Below are 15,355 nucleotides of genomic sequence, written 5' to 3' on the forward strand. Positions count from 1 at the left end.
TTAGATTCAACACAGGCCATAAGAGCAACACGAATGAACCACAGGATCTTGGTGCTGCTCATGTTCATGCTTTCAGGTGCAGGAGCAACCTACGCCGCCGACTCCAGGAATCAAGCCTTCGATCAGACTTTCGCCTACTGCCGCGATGTTGACGGGTACTTGGTCACCCCGCCGGAATGGAAACAAGCGCAGGCTCCGCAAGAGATTTCGGCAAGCAACAGCTTTTCGCCCCTGCCGGACGCACTGTTGCGGCAACTCAAACTCAAAGGGAATGTGATCCCTCCAGCGACCGCCCAACAGATGGCGCTGACGGTCGCAACGCTGAAGCCGCCGAACCACGGAAAAGTGAAGGACCTGACACCCCCTGACCAGCGGTATGAGAGCCACCTTCCGGGTGGAAAGAAAACCTCCTTTCCGCCCGGAACCACGTCCTACCACTACACCTTCATGCCCGACCTCGGGTATCTGGGAAAAGACCAGGTGATTTATGAGATTCGCGCAAATGGCAAGCGCTACCAGGTGATCGTCAACTTTCTGGTCGTGCCTGCCGTCAGCGACAAAGGCCCTTCGCAATGCGCTTCCGAGAAGTTCGGCCAATGATGCCCAGCCCCTAGATTGAGGGACCCAGTGTCGCTACAGCCACAAACCCTCCCAGCGGATAGAGCGAGCCTCCCATTCAGTCCCCGCCCCGCCTGCGATTACCCCGCCGCCTACCATTCGCTCCCTTACTGCGGCACCAACTCCACCCGCCGATTCTTCGCCCGGCCTTCATCGCTGCTGTTGCTCGCCACGGGCGCGAGTGACGCCACCCCGTTGCCCACCAGGCGGTTCGCGGCAATGCCGTAGTCCTTGGCCAGCGCCGCGGCCACGGCGTCGGCGCGGCGCTTGGAGAGGGCCAGGTTGCTGTCAAAGCTGCCCACGCTGTCGGTGTGGCCCACCACATGCAGTTTGACGGTGGGCTCGGCCTTCAGGAAGGCAGCGATCTGCTCCAGCGAGGGCTTGGACTCGGGCTTCACATCAGCCTTGCCGGTGTCGAACAGGATGCCGTAGATGGCGACCTTGCCGCTCACGGTGATGGACTTGCTGATGTCGGACGCGCTGACCACCACCATGTTCTGCCCCATGGCCTTGGTCTCCAGGATGTCCACAGCGATGTAGGCGCCTTGTTTGGATTTGTAGGTGGCGTCTTCCTTGGGCCAGTCAATGGCGACCAGGCGCACGGTGGTGTTGGCCTTCTGGAACGTGCCGGTGCGCACGGTGCTGGCGTCGGCGGCGTACATCACGTATTCGCTGCGGTTGTTCTTGATGTTGTCGCGCTGGCCGCTGCTGAAGTTGGCCAGAAAGTTGGTGTAGCTGCCCGCAGCGCTGTCGCGGGTGGAGTCGTACAGCACCGCAAAGCCGCTGGCCGCGAGGTCGTTGGCGTAGTTGCGGTACAGCTCCAGCGACCGGGTGGCGCCCGGGGCCTCGTACCACAGGCGGGTGAGCTTGCCTTCGAGCGCCAGCGGGGGCTGCACATAGCGCCGCTTGTTGGCCTGCAGGTCGAACTCCTTGAAGGTGGAGGTCTGGAACTCCACGGAGTCGAAGTTGCGCACTTCGTAGCCGACGATGGTGCTGCCGCCAAAGCGTTTCACGGCCGGGTGGTCCTTGGCACCGGGCAGATCTTGCGCAGTGGCCGGTGCCTGGCTGGCCAGGGCCACAAAGCCGAGGCACAGCGATGCGCCCCATTGGCGAAACAATGTCTTGATCATGAATGCTCTCCGGTGGACTGCATGGTTGCAAGCTGGCGCCGCCCCCGCGCTGCGCTGCAGCCGCAGCTGCCGGGCGGGCCGCAGCCATGATAGGGGAGGCACTGGCAGCACACCACCCTGCGCGCGTGCGCGCGGCAGCGGCTGCCCACGCCTTTCGCGCAAAACGTCACGGATTGGCGCAGGCCTTGTCGCACCCGCCGAAATGCGGGCCTGGCCCTTCCTGGGCCAGCGTGTCCTGCGCATTGCGCAGGGGGCAGACCTTGAGCGACAGGCAGCCGCAACCGATGCAGCCATCCAGCTGGTCGCGCAGCGCGGTCAGTGTGCGGATGCGCTCATCGAGGTCGCTGCGCCAGCGCGCTGACAGGCGCCGCCAGTCGGCCACCGTGGGTGTGCGGCCTGCGGGCAGTGCCTGCAAGGCTTCGGCGATGGCGGCCAGCGGCACGCCCATGCGCTGGGCCACCTTGATCACGGTCACGCGCCGCAGCACCGAGCGCGGATACCGGCGCTGGTTGCCCGCGTTGCGCACGCTGGCGATGAGCCCGCGCGATTCGTAGAAGTGCAGCGCCGACACGGCCACGCCGCTGCGGCTGGCGACCTCGCCCACCGACAGGTCGGCTTGTCCGTCCATGGCCAGGCCCGTGGCACCGAGGGCTTTTTTGGCTGGGTTCACAACATCTCCTTGGTGGTTATTCATCAGGGGCATTGACCTCAATATAACTTGAGGTTGAACAATCCCGCACACCCGCCGGGAACACCTTTGCAAGGCTCCCGCGCGGCGCAACGGCTTTGCGCCGGACCTGTTCCACACCCTTCCAGACTTTTGCACCATGCACCTTGACCCCACACCGCCCCTGCTTTCGGCCCCGACCACTTCCGCCCTCCAGTTCATCAACCCGCCCGGCCTGTACGACCCGCGCGCCAATGGCTACACGCATGTGGTGGTGGCCCCAGCGCAAGGCCGCACGGTGTATGTGGCGGGCCAGGGGGGAGAAAACGCGGCGGGCCAGTTGCCGCCCGGGTTTGGCGATCAGGTGCACCAGGCGCTGGCCAACCTGCGCACGGCCCTGGCGGCTGCGGGTGCCAGCGTGCATGACGTGGCCAAGCTCACCGTGCTGGTGGTAGGGCACACCGAGCAGCGGCTGGCACTGTTCAGCCAGGCCGTGCGCGGCCTGTGGCCCGATGGCGCGGCACCGGCGTGCACGCTGATCCCCGTGCCTCGCCTCGCGTTGGATGGCATGCTGATCGAGGTGGAGGCCACGGCCGTCCTGCGGGCATGAACCTGGTACGGGCCCGGCGGGTGGAAAGGTTGCAGCACCCGGCAGCCATGTCCGCCCCGCAAGCAACGGCACCGCAGGTTTGTGCCGTACGATGCGGCACGGTCCCATCCCGGGATTGATTTCAAGGAAGCCCCATGGCCAAAGGTGAACAACGCAGCAACAAGATGGCAAAAAAACCCAAGAAGGACACCTCGCCTCCCAAGGAACACGGGGGCTCCGACCGCCCCATGGCGCCCATCACCAGCGTGATCCCCAAGGGCAAGGACAAAAACAAGTAGCCCGCCTGCCGGGCGCAGGGAACGCGAGGGGCGCCGGGGGAGCACAAGTGCAATTGCAAGTGCACGTGGCGCGCAGACAGGACACAGGAAACGCTATAAATAATATAGCGATAAACCCTTTACCATTGCGCGCAAACGGCAATCTTTACTGGCGTTTTTGAGGCGCAGCGCCGTGCCTCGCCCCACACCCCGTGCTCATCCGCGCCATGCCCAGCGCCTGCACGTCACCCCGTGCGCAGCGCCTCGGCGGGCACCAGGCGGGCCAGCCACTGCGTGTCGGGCTCGGGCCGCCCGAAGAGGTAGCCTTGGTACACGATCTCTGGCGCGCGCTGGCTCAGGAAGTCGGCCTGGGCCTGGGTCTCCACCCCTTCGGCCACCACGCGCAGGCCGAAGTGGCGCGCCACCGACAGAATGCCTTCCACCAGAACGCCGTCGTCGGCATTGGTGGGTGCGTCGTGCACAAACGAGCGGTCGATCTTGATCTCCTGGATCGGCAGGCGCTTGAGGTAGGCCAGCGATGAATAGCCCGTGCCAAAGTCGTCCAGCGAGATGTCCACCCCCAGCACGGCCAGCTCGCGCATCTTGGCCACGGTGTCGTCGAAATCCTCGATCACCAGCCCTTCGGTCACCTCCAGCGTGAGCAGCCGGGGGTCGGCCCCCGTGGAGGCCAGCAGCGATCGCACCAGCGGCACAAAACCCGACTGCCGGAACTGGCGGGCACTGAGGTTGACCGACAGCCGCAGCCGCCGCTCGTGAAACGCAGGCTGCGCCAGCAGCCCGCAGGCATGGGCCAGCACCCATTCGCCCAGGCTCACGATGAGGTCCGACTCCTCCGCGATGGGGATGAACACGCCCGGCGGCACCAGACCATCGCGCGGATGCTGCCAGCGCACGAGCACCTCGGCCCCGGTGAGCTGGCCGTCCACGTTGACCTGCGACTGCAGGTGCAGGCGCAGCTCGCCCGCTCCGATTGCATGGCGCAACTCGCGCTCCAGCCGAAAGCGCTGCTCGGCCGCCTCGCCCATGCCCTGCTCAAAAAACGCGGCCCGCCCGCCGCCCGCCTGCTTGGCGCGGTGCAAGGCCATGCCCGCACGCCGCAGCGCGTCGTGTGCGCCGTCACCGGCCGTTTGCGGGTAGAGGGTGATGCCCACGCTGGCCCCGAGCTGGGCGTCCTGCGCATCGCCCTCCAGGCGCAGCGGGCGCAGCAAGGCGCTCTGCAGCTTGTCTGCAAAGGCCAGCGCGTGGCGGCCTGCCAGCGAGACATCCACCCCCAGGCCATGCAGCAGCAGGGCAAACTCATCGCCCGCCACGCGCACCAGCAGGCTCTGGGCGGGCAGGATCTCGGACAGGCGCAAGGCCACAGCGCACAGCAGGCGATCGCCCATCTCGCTGCCGCGTGCGTCGTTGAAGGTGGTGAAACGGTCCAGGTCCAGCAGCAGCAGCGCGTGGTGTGTGGTGGGGGGCCGGCCCGTGCGCCCATGCAGGGCCTGCAGCCGTTCCATCAGCGTGGAGCGGTTGGGCAGGCCGGTGAGGCTGTCGAAATGCGCGAGGCGGTGAATTTCGTCGGCCGCACGCTTGCGTTCGGTGATGTCCTGCTTGAGTTCCACATAGTGGCTCACGCGGCCGTCGGGCTGGCGGATGGGCGCCACCACCACCGACTCGATCATGGACTGCCCGTCCTTGCGGTAGTTGACCTGCTCACCCGCCCAGCTGTCGCCCCGCGCCAGGGTGGAGCGCAGGCCCTCGCGCTGTGCGGGCGCCAGGCCGTTGCTGGAATACTCGGCCGATGCGCGGCCCACCACTTCGTCACGCTCGTAGCCCGTGCGGCGCACAAAGGCCTCGTTCACGTACTCGATATCTTCCCGCAGGTCGGTGATGACGATGGCCTCCGGGCTCTGCTCCACAGCGCGCAGCAGCTTGCGCAGCGAGGCCTCGCTGGCCGCAAGGTTGGCAGCGGTCTGCTGCGCCTCGCGCACGCGGCTCATGTAGTTGCGGCGCGAGAGCAGCGTGGCCGCCGCCGTGAGCACCAGGATGCCCGCCAGATACACCGCCCCGGCCACGCGGTTGGCCACCTGCACCGGCTTGAACATGCCCTGGACATCGGCCCAGATAAAACCCAGAAACAGCAGCGCCGTGAGCACCACCAGGGTGATCGTGGCACGCACCCCCAGCAGCCAGCCCGCCAGCACGATGATGACGGGATAGTTGAGCAGGTTGGGGCCGTTGACGCCACCATTGCGGGCAGCCACCAGCGACACCGAGACCCACACGCCCCACACCAGCAAGTGGGTGGCCAGCGTCCAGCGCCGCGAACGCGCCAGCAGCAGTGTCGTCCCACCGACCAGACCCGCCACAAAGTTGAGCGCCACGCGCGCCGGCTGCACGGGTTCATCCCACAGCAGCAGCAATCCGATGGCAAACCCCAGCAGCATCACGGCCCAGCCCGCCACCCGCACCAGGTGGCGCGTTGTGGCGTCTTCATGGTCAGGCAACGGAACAGCAGAGGCTTCGGCCATGGCAACGGGAGGTGGGGGGAAGAACCCATCCTAACCGCAGCTTTCGCAAACGCCTACCAGCAAAATGCCAGCGGCGGCGCGCCTGCAACACAGCACAGGGGCCTGCCGGAGCCCGTGACGGGGGCCCAGCAGAGGCGGCGGGATCAGTCCGCGCTGCCGTCGCCACTGCCCGGAGCGGGCTCGCGCACCCCCGAGCCTTTGCCCTTGGCCTTGGCGCGCGCGTCCTTCTTGGCCTGGCGTTTGGCGTCTTCGGCCAGGCCGGCGGCGCGCCAGGCTTCAAATTCGGCAGGGGTTTCCAGCGTGATGCGGCCCAGGATGGCCGAACGGAAGTCGGTCATCACGATCTCGGCGGTTTTCTGCAGGTTGACGCGCCCCCCGCCCAGCATGGCGCCGCGTTTTTTGCCAATGGCTGCGAGCAGCTCGTCGTCCTGCATGGTGGCCATGGCACCTACGGGCAGGCCGAGCTTGTAGCGCGCCTCCAGCAGCGGTGCGTAGTGCGCCTGCAGGCGGCGCAGCAGCTCCAGCGCCACCAGTTCCTCGTCATACGCGTTGCGGCCCACGGCGCCACTGGCGGCCAGGTTGTAGCCGCTTTCGGGCACGATGATGCGCGGCCACAGCATGCCGGGCGTGTCCCACAAATAGAAGTCGTCGGCCAGGGTGATGCGCTGCTCCAGCTTGGTGATGCCCGCCTCGTCGCCCGTCTTGGCCTGGCGCTTGTTGCTGAGCGTGTTGATGAGCGTGGACTTGCCCACATTGGGCACGCCGCAGATCAGCACCCGCATGGGCTTGGCCATGCCACCCCGGTTGGGCGACAGCAGATGGCAGGCGTCGATGAGCTTGCGCGCAGGCGCGGCGTCGGACGCATCGAGCGGTACGGCACGCGTGTCGCTCTGGGCGTTGTACCAGTCCACCCACAGTGCGGTGCGCTCGGGGTCGGCCACGTCCTGCTTGTTGAGTACCTTGAGCGTGGGCTTGTGGCCCGTGATCTCGGCCAGCAGCGGGTTGGCGCTGGAGCCGGGCAGGCGCGCGTCCAGCACCTCGATCACCACGTCAATGTCCTTGATGCGTTCGGTGATCGCTTTCTTGGTCAGGTGCATGTGACCGGGAAACCACTGGATGGCCATGCGGGGTACTTTCTGGTGTTTTGAATACTGTCGGAGGGTGGCAAGGATAATCGCGGTCTTTGCCGCCCCTCGCTACCGCGTTCTTTCTGCCATGCCCGCACCTACCGACAAACCCCGCAACACCGCCGCCCGCAAGGCCGACAAGGAGCTGCTGTTCAAGGGCGTGACCTGCGCCCTGATTGGCCTGGTCATCCTGCTCGCGCCCTATGTCGCCCGCTCGGACAGCGTGCGCGAACTGATGGCGCAGGCCACGCTGGTGGGCTGGTTTGCGCTGGTGCTTGGCATTGCATTCGGGGTGCTGTACGGCGTGCGCCGCGCGCAGGCCGGGCGCCGCCAGCCGTGACACCGACTGTGGCGCTCGACACATTCACGGCCCCACCCCGCGCCGTGGACGGCGCCTCGGCCCTGGCCATGTTTGCCGCCCTGCAGCAGCGCGCCGAAGCACTCGGCACCACACTGCGCGCCCCACCGCCCGAGCCCACCACCTGCTGCGGCCGGGGCTGCAACGGCTGTGTGTGGGAGGGTTTTCTGGACGCAGCCGACTACTGGCGGCAGGAAGCCCTGCTGCAGCTTTCAGACTGAAAAATCAAGCCAAAATGGCCGCCACCGCCTAATGGATAAGCGCAAATAGCTATCAAATCAGGAGCAATCACCATTCACGGCACGCTCAGCCCAGCTCTTTCACGGCCATGTACTGCTCGCGCCAGGCCTCGAAAGGCAGCGTGTCGGCCGCCTCGATGGCCTTCTGCGCGGCGATGGACTCGGCCGCCATGGCCACGTAGCGGGCCTGCTGCTCGGCTGTCCAGGGCAGGCCCAGCAGCGCATCGCGCGCAGCCATGGACTGCTGGCGTGCAAAGCTCTCAAAGCTGTGCTGGTGCGCCTGCACGATGCTGTCCAGCACGCGGGCCGACGGGGTGTGTCCGGGCGCGGCCATCAGGGCCCGCGCTTCGCGCAGGGCAGCGCTGTAGTCGCCACTGCCGTGGGCAGCATCCAGCGCGGCGGCCAGCGGTTCGCAGGCGGCCAGCACCTCGGTGCCCCAGTCGGTCAGGGCCACCTTCTGGCCGTTGCGCGTCAGCTGCAGACCGGGCTCGCGGCCCCGTTCGGCCGTGAGGTGCTGGTTCTGCTTGAGTTCGGCAATCTCGGCCGGGGTGTCGGGGGGGCTGTCGGACAGCAGGCAGTGCAGCAAAAACACGTCCAGCAGGCGCATGGTGGAGGCCGTGATGCCCACGGGCACAAACGGGTCCAGGTCCATCAGGCGCACTTCCACATATTCAACGCCGCGCTCGCGCAGCGCATGCAGCGGGCGCTCGCCGGTGCGCACGGTGCGCTTGGGGCGGATCGTGCCGTAGAACTCGTTCTCGATCTGCAGCAGGCTGGTGCCCAGCTGGTTGTAGTCGCCACCCGGGTTGCGCACGCCCACGGTTTCGTAGGCCGGATAGGGCTTGGTCAGCGCCTCGTGCAGCGAATTGGCATAGCCTGTGAGGCCGTTGTAGCTCACGGCCAGCGTGGCCTGGGCGTCGCTCTGGTAGCCCAGGCGGCCCATGCGCAGCGAGGTGGCGTGCGGCAGGTACAGCGCGCTGCCGCCTTCCATCTGCTGCAGGCGGTGCTCGCGCCCTTCCACAAAACAAGGGCACAGCGCAGGCGACGCGCCAAACAGGTACAGCAAAACAAACGCGTGGCGGCGGAAATTGCGGATGAGCGAGAAATACTGCTCGCTCGTCACGCCCGGCAACGACCAGTTGTAGTGGATGCCCGAAATCGTCTGCATGCGCCGCCCGTAGCGGTGGCCCAGGCCCATGCGGTACACGCTTTTGGCGCGCCCCACGTTGGAGCTGCCGTAGCGGCCGATCGGAATGGTCTCGTCGGTCGGCAGGCCGCAGGGCATGCTCGACGCCCAAAGCAGCTCACCGCCACTGTCCCGCAGGGTGTGGTGCACGAACTGGTGCACCTCGGTCAGCTCATCCAGGCAGGCCAGCACGCCCTTGTGGGCGCCGGTGATGAGTTCGAGCTGCGACTCGCTGTAGTCGGTGGTGATCAGCGGGTGCGTGAGCGCCGAGCCCAGCGCCAGCGGGTGCGGCGTGAGGGCCAGGCCGCCCGTGGGCAGCACCCTAAGGCCTTCCTTTTCGATGCCGCGGCGAATCCCTCCCAGGGCATCCGCCGGGTAGGCGGCCAGTCTCTCGTGCAGTTTGCTCATATGTTTATACCGATCCAACTTCTGTCGGCCCGGAACTTAGCACGTTGAGCGCTGGCCCGCCTTTGGGGAAATCAAGCCCTTGCGGCCAAAGCGCGTCCAACCTCGTTGGTTCCTTGGGCTGCGCCACTTTGTGGTACTTGCTCGCCCGCACGCTCGGTCACTTCGGCCAGGCGGGCCGCCAGCTGCTCGGGCACGTCAGCGCCGATCCCCAGGTGGATGCCCTGCGTGAGCGTGATGTGGGCGGCCTCAAACGTGCCAGCGCCCGCACACAGGATGGTGCGCGTGGGTGCGCTTTCGTGTGCCAGCACCAGCATGGCGGGCACCACGGCCTCGGGCTTCAGGGCGTCAAGCACCTCCTGGGGCATCAGGCCCTCGGTCATGCGCGTGGCTGCCGTGGGGGCCAGGGCGTTGACGCGGATATTGTTCTTGACGCCTTCAATGGCCAGCGTCTGCATCAGCCCCACCTGGGCCAGCTTGGCCGCGCCGTAGTTGCTCTGGCCGAAGTTGCCGTACAGGCCGGTGGACGAGGTCGTCATCACGATGCGGCCATATTGCTGCGCCACCATGTGGGCCCACACGGCCTTGCAGCAGTTGGCGGCGCCCATCAGGTGCACCTGCACCACGAGGTTGAAGTCGGCCATGTCCATCTTGGCAAACGACTTGTCGCGCAGGATGCCGGCGTTGTTGACCAGGATGTCCACCCGGCCCCAGGCATCGATGGCCTGTTGCACCATGGCTTCCACGGCGGCAAAGTCGGTGACGGACGCGCCATTGGCCAGCGCCTCGCCGCCTGCGGCCCGGATCTCATCGACCACGGCCTGCGCTGCGCCCACCGTGGCGCCGCTGCCATCCACCGCGCCGCCCAGGTCATTGACCAGCACTTTGGCGCCGCGCGCGGCCAGTGCCAGCGCATGCTGGCGGCCCAGTCCACCACCGGCACCTGTGACGATGGCCACGCGGCCTTGGAAGTCGATACCCATGTGAGCTTCTCCTGATTGGTTGGTTGTGTGTGTAGAACGCAAGGGGTGCCGCAGGGGCACGCTGCGCGGGGGACTTTAAGCGAGATGGGGGGTGGGGGTGGTTGCGCAGGTGACTGGGGGGCTTGCTTTGGGTGTTGGGTGTTGGGTGTTGGGTGTGGCGTTGTGCTTGTGCTTGTGCTTGTGCTTGTGCTTGTGCTTGTGCTTGTGCTTGTGCTTGTGCTTGTGCTTGTGCTTGTGCTTGTGCTTGTGCTTGTGCTTGTGCTTGTGCTTGTGCTTGTGCTGAGGGCGGGGGCCGGGGTGTGCGCCCGGCGGCGCAGTAACTTTCTCTTGCCTCGCCAAGAGAAAGTCACCAAAGAGAAGGCGACCCTACAGGCTGCGTCCCTTCGCTTCGCTGCGGGCAACCTGCGGTGCTCGCGTCCAGCGGGGTCTCGCTCCAACTCGCTCCGCTCAGACAATCGCGAGCCCTGATCCGCTGGCCGCTGCGCTCCTCGGCGCATCCTGAAGGGAACCCAGGGAGCGGACATCCACACGGGCCTTTGCTGCGCTCGGCCCGGCCTGCGCAGCGCGTGGCGCTTGCGCCCGCGAGGTGGGGCCGAGCGAAGCAAAGGCCCGCGTGGCTGTTGGGCTGTTTGGATGTTCGGCTGCCCACCCCCTGCTGGCTGCGCCTGCGGCGGGGCGGTTGTGGGGTGAGCATGGGCGTCGAAGCGCCCATGCCTCGTGCTCTGACTCGCCGTGGCTGTCCGAGCGGCGCTGCGCAGCAGCAAAGCGAGTTCCACGGCGCACCCCGCAATCGCCCCGACGCAGGTTCGCCCCGTAGCGAAGCGCAGGGGTCGCAGACTGGGGGTCGCCTTTCTTTTGGGTACTTTTCTTTGGCGAAGCAAAGAACAAGTACCTCGGCCGCCGGGCCGAGACCCGGCCTCCGCACTCAACATAAGCACGCGGCCAGCCAACCCCCCACTCCACAAACCAATCGGGTAAGGTACCCCCGCCAACAAACACCCAGAAAAAGGACACCCATGAAAGCAACCTGGAACGGCGTGGTCATCGCCGAGAGCGACGACACCGTAGTGGTCGAAGGCAACCACTACTTCCCCGAAAGCGCCCTCAAGCGCGAATACTTCACCTTCAGCAACCACAAGACCATGTGCGCCTGGAAGGGCCAGGCCAGCTACCTGTCGCTGCTGATCAACGGCGAAATGCACGCCGATGCCGCCTGGTTCTACGCCGACCCCAAGCCCGAGGCCGAAGAAATCCGGGGCCGCGTGGCGTTCTGGAAAGGCGTCAAGGTCACGGCCTGAACCACTGCCTGTGGGTTATCCCTGCGGGCGCTGGACAATCATGTGGATAAGTTTTGGCAAGTCCTGTATGACAACTCCAAGTGCTTGATTTGTAATGGCAAGCCCTGCATTGCATCTTTTTTAGGCAACACTTCAAAACGCAGCCGCGGTTATCCCGATCCTCACTGGACAATCTTGTGGATAACCATGGACAAGCCTTGTATGAAGAACCTAAGTGATTGATTAATAAGGAATATCCTTGCATTGATTAAATAACAGGCAACCAGCAAGCAGCTTGCAAACCCTGGCAAACCACCCACCACCAGGGCCCGGCCAGCCCCGGTTATCCCGCCCGCCACTGGACAATCTTGTGGATAACTGTGGACAAGCCTTGTATGACAGGCTTAAGTGCTTGATTTGCAAGGAATAAGCTTGCACCGCCTAAAAAACAGGCAATCCAGCGGGGCATCCCATCTGCGGTACATTGCACACCGGCGCACCCCTTGACGCTCCTTATTTCATAGCTGCTAGCGCTTGACAGATGCGCGCAAACGGCCAAAAAAGCCCATGTCCAACGCCCTCCTCCAGCACAGTCCTGCCGCAGAACGCAACCAGGGCCCCATCTTGGCGCAGCTGCTGGCCTTGCTGGCGCCCACAGGGGCGGCGCTGGAGATTGCCAGCGGCACCGGACAACACGCCGCGCACTTTGCCGCAGCCCTGCCCGGCTGGAGCTGGCAGCCCACCGACCAGCAGGCCACCCACTTTGGATCCATCACTGGCTGGGCCGCACAGGCGCAGGCACACAACGTGCGCGCGCCGCTGCGGCTCGATGTGTTGCACAACCCCTGGCCTGCCGGCGACCCGGCCTTTGGCACTCCGTTCGACCTGATCTACTGCGCCAACATGCTGCACATCGCCCCCTGGGCCTGCTGCACCGGGCTCATGCAGGGCGCGGCCCGCCACCTGGCGCCGGGCGGGCACCTGGTCACCTATGGCCCCTACCTGGAAGACGGCGTGCCCACGGCCCCCGGCAACCTGGCCTTTGACGCCAGCCTGCGCGCACAAGACGCCGCCTGGGGCATTCGCCGCATCGAAGACGTGGCGGCGGTAGCCGCCCAGGCCGGCCTGCAACTGGCAGCACGCCATGCGATGCCCGCCAACAACCTGCTGCTGGTGTGGACGCACGCCACCCGCAACCTCTGAATTGACGCACCCATGAACACACCCGCAGCCCCTTTCTTCATTGCCAAGGTCGAGCCCGATGGCACCCAGTGCGACGCCTGGCCCGAACAGCCCCTGCTGCTGTCCATGGAGCAAAGCGGCATCGACTGGCCCAGCTCCTGCCGCAACGGCACCTGCCGCACCTGCCTGGGCCAGCTGGTGGAAGGGACGGTGCGCTACGCCATCGAATGGCCGGGCCTCACGGCCGAAGAAAAGGAAGAAGGCTGCGTGCTGCCCTGCGTGGCCTACCCCACTTCGGACGTGGTGCTGCAGGGCAGCGCCATCTGATCTGCCTCAAGCGCAACCCCGTTCAGAGACGGAACGGCCCCCGGTGCACTAAAATCCGTGCCTTCAGGAGCAAGATGCTCCTTTGACGTGCGGCAGCGCCGCATCGCATGTTCTTTGGGGCGGTTTCTTGGGGGCACAGCAGTTGCCTTCGGCCACGGGAACCTGTGCTGCAGCACACCGCCAGCTGGCAAGCCGCCAGAGGCTCCCACAGAAAGCCCCAACCTTCCATGAACACCCCCCTCACCCCCGTGCCGATCTCGCCCGTCGAGGACATCGTGGCCGAGATGCGCGCCGGGCGCATCGTCATCCTGGTGGATGAAGAAGACCGCGAAAACGAAGGCGACCTCGTCCTGGCTGCTGACCATGTCACGCCCGAGGCCATCAACTTCATGGCCCGCTTTGGCCGGGGCCTGATCTGCCTGACCTTGAGCCGCGAGCGCTGCGAGTTCCTCAAGCTGCCTCCCATGGCCGCGCGCAATGGCACCGTGTACAGCACGGCCTTCACCGTCTCCATCGAAGCGGCAGAGGGCGTGACCACCGGCATTTCGGCCGCCGACCGCGCCCGCACCGTGCAGGTGGCGGTGGACCGCAACAGCCAGCCCAGCGACCTGGTGCAGCCCGGCCACATCTTCCCGCTGCAAGCCGTGGATGGTGGCGTGCTGATGCGCGCTGGCCATACCGAAGCCGGTTGCGACCTGGCCGCCATGGCGGGCTGCAGCCCCGCATCGGTGATCTGCGAGATCATGAAGGACGACGGCACCATGGCCCGTCTGCCCGATCTGCAGCTGTTTGCGGCCGAACACGGCCTCAAGATCGGCACCATTGCCGACCTCATCGAATACCGCAGCCGCAACGAGTCGCTGGTCGAAAAGGTGGGCACGCGCACGCTGCAGACGGCCTACGGCGAGTTCACCGCCCATGCCTTCCGCGACAAGCCCAGCCAGGCCGTGCACCTGGCGCTGGTCAAGGGCCAGTGGAGCGCTGACGATGTGGTGCCCGTGCGCGTGCACGAACCGCTGTCGGTGTTCGACGCGCTCGAAATCAACCGCTCCATGCACTCGTGGGGCCTGGATACCAGCCTGCAATACCTCGCCAAACAAGGCAAGGGCGTGGCGGTGCTGCTCAATTGCGGCGAAAGCGCTGCCCAGCTGCTGGCCCAGTTTGAAGGTACGGCCCGCGCGGCCCAGGCGCCCGAGCGTGGCCGCATGGACCTGCGCACATATGGCGTGGGCGCACAGATCCTGCGCGAATGCGGCGTGCACAAGATGGCCCTGATGGGCCAGCCACGCCGCATGCCCAGCATGGCTGGCTACGGCCTCGAAATCACCGGCTTCATCCCCAAGGAATAAAGAACATGTTTGGCGCAGAAAAAGGCACCGCAGACAAACTGGACGGCAAGAAGCTGCACATCGGCATCGTGCAGGCCCGTTTCAACGAAAGCATCACCAACACCCTGGCTGCCGCCTGCCGCGCAGAGCTGCTGGCCCTGGGCGTGCAAGAAAAGCACATCAAGCATGTGCTGGTGCCCGGCGCGCTCGAAGTGCCCGTGGCCCTGCAGGCCATGGCCGAAAGCGATGAATACGACGCGCTGATTGCGCTGGGCTGCATCATCCGAGGCGAGACCTACCACTTCGAGCTGGTGGCCAACGAATCCGGCGCGGGCGTCACGCGCCTGTCGCTGGACTACCAGATCCCGATTGCCAACGCCATCATCACCACCGAGAACATGGAACAGGCCATCGCCCGCCAGACCGAAAAGGGTACCGACGCGGCCCGCGTGGCGGTGGAAATGGCCAACCTGCTGGACGAACTGTCATGAGCGAAAACACCCCCACGCCATCGTCGGCACGCCCGCCCAAGCAGAGCCGCACCGGCCTCAAGAGCACCGGCACACGCAAGGCAGCCTCCAAGTCCAACCGCAGCCGCGCGCGCGAGTTCGCGCTGCAGGCGCTGTACCAGCACCTGGTGGGCGGCAACGACGCCCATGCCATCGACGCTTTCACGCGCGACCTGGCGGGCTTTCACAAGGCGGACTCGGTGCACTACGACGCGCTGCTGCACGGCTGCATCGCCAACGCGGCCGAGATGGACGCACTCATTACCCCGCTGCTGGACCGCAAGATGGCCGAGATCTCGCCCATCGAGCACGCCACCATGTGGATCGGCGTGTACGAGTTCCAGAACTGCCTGGATGTGCCCTGGCGCGTGGTGCTGAACGAGTGCATCGAACTCGCCAAGGAGTTCGGCGGCACGGACGGCCACAAATACGTGAACGCCGTGCTCAACGGCCTGGCCCCCAAGCTGCGCGCAGTGGAAGTGGCTGCCGACAAGGCCGCAGGCACAGGCGCCGCCTGACCCAGCCCGCCGCCGCCCTGCCTTTTGAACCGGGGCGGCTTCGTTTTTTCCCCCTTAGCCCCCCACGCCCGAAAGGCCCGCAAGGCTCGGTCTGGGC

At 65.9% G+C, this 15,355-nt stretch carries 17 protein-coding genes; 11 read left to right on the top strand and 6 right to left on the bottom strand.

Going from position 1 to position 15,355, the window contains the following annotated elements; all coding sequences use genetic code 11:
• Positions 1–33 precede the first annotated feature (33 nt).
• Entirely contained in the window at positions 34–600 is a 567-nt protein-coding gene (locus ACSQ3O_RS19390) for a hypothetical protein (RefSeq protein ID WP_436140127.1), read from the top strand.
• Positions 601–725: 125 nt separating this feature from the next.
• On the opposite strand, the gene ACSQ3O_RS19395 is transcribed toward ACSQ3O_RS19390, so the two are convergent.
• Positions 726–1,748 (bottom strand): OmpA family protein, encoded by a 1,023-nt coding sequence (locus ACSQ3O_RS19395; RefSeq protein ID WP_436140128.1) that lies wholly within the window; start codon positions 1,746–1,748, stop codon positions 726–728.
• Positions 1,749–1,914: 166 nt separating this feature from the next.
• Complete coding sequence (gene soxR, locus ACSQ3O_RS19400) at positions 1,915–2,376, bottom strand: redox-sensitive transcriptional activator SoxR (RefSeq protein WP_436141151.1); 462 nt, start codon at positions 2,374–2,376, stop codon at positions 1,915–1,917.
• A gap of 199 nt (positions 2,377–2,575) precedes the next feature.
• Between soxR and ACSQ3O_RS19405 the strand changes: the two genes are divergently transcribed.
• Both ACSQ3O_RS19405 and ACSQ3O_RS19410 read left to right on the top strand, forming a co-directional pair.
• Positions 2,576–3,025, top strand: a complete 450-nt coding sequence (locus tag ACSQ3O_RS19405) for a RidA family protein (protein ID WP_436140129.1) — start codon at positions 2,576–2,578, stop codon at positions 3,023–3,025.
• Between the two features lie 134 nt (positions 3,026–3,159).
• Entirely contained in the window at positions 3,160–3,303 is a 144-nt protein-coding gene (locus ACSQ3O_RS19410) for a hypothetical protein (protein WP_171012126.1), read from the top strand.
• Between the two features lie 224 nt (positions 3,304–3,527).
• Here the strand turns inward: ACSQ3O_RS19410 and ACSQ3O_RS19415 are convergent, their stop codons facing one another.
• Together ACSQ3O_RS19415 and ylqF are read right to left on the bottom strand one after the other, a co-directional pair.
• Positions 3,528–5,819, bottom strand: a complete 2,292-nt coding sequence (locus tag ACSQ3O_RS19415) for a putative bifunctional diguanylate cyclase/phosphodiesterase (RefSeq protein ID WP_436140130.1) — start codon at positions 5,817–5,819, stop codon at positions 3,528–3,530.
• Between the two features lie 143 nt (positions 5,820–5,962).
• The gene (gene ylqF / locus ACSQ3O_RS19420) at positions 5,963–6,943 is read right to left on the bottom strand and encodes a ribosome biogenesis GTPase YlqF (RefSeq protein ID WP_298454269.1); all 981 of its coding nucleotides are present in this window, start codon (positions 6,941–6,943) and stop codon (positions 5,963–5,965) included.
• A 91-nt stretch (positions 6,944–7,034) separates the two neighbouring features.
• Between ylqF and ACSQ3O_RS19425 the strand changes: the two genes are divergently transcribed.
• Together ACSQ3O_RS19425 and ACSQ3O_RS19430 are read left to right on the top strand one after the other, a co-directional pair.
• Positions 7,035–7,286 (top strand): hypothetical protein, encoded by a 252-nt coding sequence (locus ACSQ3O_RS19425; RefSeq protein WP_298454267.1) that lies wholly within the window; start codon positions 7,035–7,037, stop codon positions 7,284–7,286.
• A 68-nt stretch (positions 7,287–7,354) separates the two neighbouring features.
• Positions 7,355–7,525 carry an oxidoreductase-like domain-containing protein gene (locus ACSQ3O_RS19430; RefSeq protein WP_436141152.1) on the top strand — a complete coding sequence of 57 codons (171 nt, stop codon included), beginning with the start codon at positions 7,355–7,357 and terminating at the stop codon, positions 7,523–7,525.
• An 85-nt stretch (positions 7,526–7,610) separates the two neighbouring features.
• On the opposite strand, the gene gshA is transcribed toward ACSQ3O_RS19430, so the two are convergent.
• Both gshA and ACSQ3O_RS19440 read right to left on the bottom strand, forming a co-directional pair.
• Positions 7,611–9,137, bottom strand: a complete 1,527-nt coding sequence (gene gshA / locus ACSQ3O_RS19435) for a glutamate--cysteine ligase (protein ID WP_436140131.1) — start codon at positions 9,135–9,137, stop codon at positions 7,611–7,613.
• 71 nt (positions 9,138–9,208) lie between these two features.
• Positions 9,209–10,117 (bottom strand): SDR family NAD(P)-dependent oxidoreductase, encoded by a 909-nt coding sequence (locus ACSQ3O_RS19440; protein ID WP_436140132.1) that lies wholly within the window; start codon positions 10,115–10,117, stop codon positions 9,209–9,211.
• Positions 10,118–11,133: 1,016 nt separating this feature from the next.
• On the opposite strand from ACSQ3O_RS19440, the gene ACSQ3O_RS19445 reads away from it, so the two are divergent.
• The 6 genes from ACSQ3O_RS19445 (at position 11,134) to nusB (ending at position 15,258) form a co-directional block, all read left to right on the top strand.
• Positions 11,134–11,415 (top strand): DUF427 domain-containing protein, encoded by a 282-nt coding sequence (locus ACSQ3O_RS19445; RefSeq protein ID WP_137749550.1) that lies wholly within the window; start codon positions 11,134–11,136, stop codon positions 11,413–11,415.
• A gap of 546 nt (positions 11,416–11,961) precedes the next feature.
• A complete protein-coding gene (locus tag ACSQ3O_RS19450; RefSeq protein ID WP_436140133.1) occupies positions 11,962–12,597 on the top strand; it encodes a DUF938 domain-containing protein in 636 nt (211 codons plus the stop codon).
• Between the two features lie 12 nt (positions 12,598–12,609).
• Positions 12,610–12,903 carry a 2Fe-2S iron-sulfur cluster-binding protein gene (locus ACSQ3O_RS19455; protein WP_436140134.1) on the top strand — a complete coding sequence of 98 codons (294 nt, stop codon included), beginning with the start codon at positions 12,610–12,612 and terminating at the stop codon, positions 12,901–12,903.
• 227 nt (positions 12,904–13,130) lie between these two features.
• Positions 13,131–14,252 (top strand): bifunctional 3,4-dihydroxy-2-butanone-4-phosphate synthase/GTP cyclohydrolase II, encoded by a 1,122-nt coding sequence (gene ribBA / locus ACSQ3O_RS19460; protein ID WP_436140135.1) that lies wholly within the window; start codon positions 13,131–13,133, stop codon positions 14,250–14,252.
• A gap of 5 nt (positions 14,253–14,257) precedes the next feature.
• Complete coding sequence (ribH, locus tag ACSQ3O_RS19465; protein ID WP_137749554.1) at positions 14,258–14,722, top strand: 6,7-dimethyl-8-ribityllumazine synthase; 465 nt, start codon at positions 14,258–14,260, stop codon at positions 14,720–14,722.
• The gene (gene nusB / locus ACSQ3O_RS19470) at positions 14,719–15,258 is read left to right on the top strand and encodes a transcription antitermination factor NusB (RefSeq protein ID WP_436140136.1); all 540 of its coding nucleotides are present in this window, start codon (positions 14,719–14,721) and stop codon (positions 15,256–15,258) included. The genes ribH and nusB overlap by 4 nt, the downstream gene beginning before the upstream one ends.
• The last annotated feature ends 97 nt before the right edge of the window (positions 15,259–15,355 follow it).

The organism is Acidovorax sp. LjRoot74, from assembly GCF_964254355.1.
Taxonomy (GTDB): Bacteria; Pseudomonadota; Gammaproteobacteria; order Burkholderiales; family Burkholderiaceae_C; genus Acidovorax.

Coding starts and splice junctions, on each gene's coding strand:
- ACSQ3O_RS19390 (WP_436140127.1), top strand. CDS start 34: ATGAACCACAGGATCTTGGTGCTGCTCATGTTCATGCTTTCAGGTGCA.
- ACSQ3O_RS19395 (WP_436140128.1), bottom strand. CDS start 1,748: ATGATCAAGACATTGTTTCGCCAATGGGGCGCATCGCTGTGCCTCGGC.
- soxR (WP_436141151.1), bottom strand. CDS start 2,376: ATGGACGGACAAGCCGACCTGTCGGTGGGCGAGGTCGCCAGCCGCAGC.
- ACSQ3O_RS19405 (WP_436140129.1), top strand. CDS start 2,576: ATGCACCTTGACCCCACACCGCCCCTGCTTTCGGCCCCGACCACTTCC.
- ACSQ3O_RS19410 (WP_171012126.1), top strand. CDS start 3,160: ATGGCCAAAGGTGAACAACGCAGCAACAAGATGGCAAAAAAACCCAAG.
- ACSQ3O_RS19415 (WP_436140130.1), bottom strand. CDS start 5,819: ATGGCCGAAGCCTCTGCTGTTCCGTTGCCTGACCATGAAGACGCCACA.
- ylqF (WP_298454269.1), bottom strand. CDS start 6,943: ATGGCCATCCAGTGGTTTCCCGGTCACATGCACCTGACCAAGAAAGCG.
- ACSQ3O_RS19425 (WP_298454267.1), top strand. CDS start 7,035: ATGCCCGCACCTACCGACAAACCCCGCAACACCGCCGCCCGCAAGGCC.
- ACSQ3O_RS19430 (WP_436141152.1), top strand. CDS start 7,355: ATGTTTGCCGCCCTGCAGCAGCGCGCCGAAGCACTCGGCACCACACTG.
- gshA (WP_436140131.1), bottom strand. CDS start 9,137: ATGAGCAAACTGCACGAGAGACTGGCCGCCTACCCGGCGGATGCCCTG.
- ACSQ3O_RS19440 (WP_436140132.1), bottom strand. CDS start 10,117: ATGGGTATCGACTTCCAAGGCCGCGTGGCCATCGTCACAGGTGCCGGT.
- ACSQ3O_RS19445 (WP_137749550.1), top strand. CDS start 11,134: ATGAAAGCAACCTGGAACGGCGTGGTCATCGCCGAGAGCGACGACACC.
- ACSQ3O_RS19450 (WP_436140133.1), top strand. CDS start 11,962: ATGTCCAACGCCCTCCTCCAGCACAGTCCTGCCGCAGAACGCAACCAG.
- ACSQ3O_RS19455 (WP_436140134.1), top strand. CDS start 12,610: ATGAACACACCCGCAGCCCCTTTCTTCATTGCCAAGGTCGAGCCCGAT.
- ribBA (WP_436140135.1), top strand. CDS start 13,131: ATGAACACCCCCCTCACCCCCGTGCCGATCTCGCCCGTCGAGGACATC.
- ribH (WP_137749554.1), top strand. CDS start 14,258: ATGTTTGGCGCAGAAAAAGGCACCGCAGACAAACTGGACGGCAAGAAG.
- nusB (WP_436140136.1), top strand. CDS start 14,719: ATGAGCGAAAACACCCCCACGCCATCGTCGGCACGCCCGCCCAAGCAG.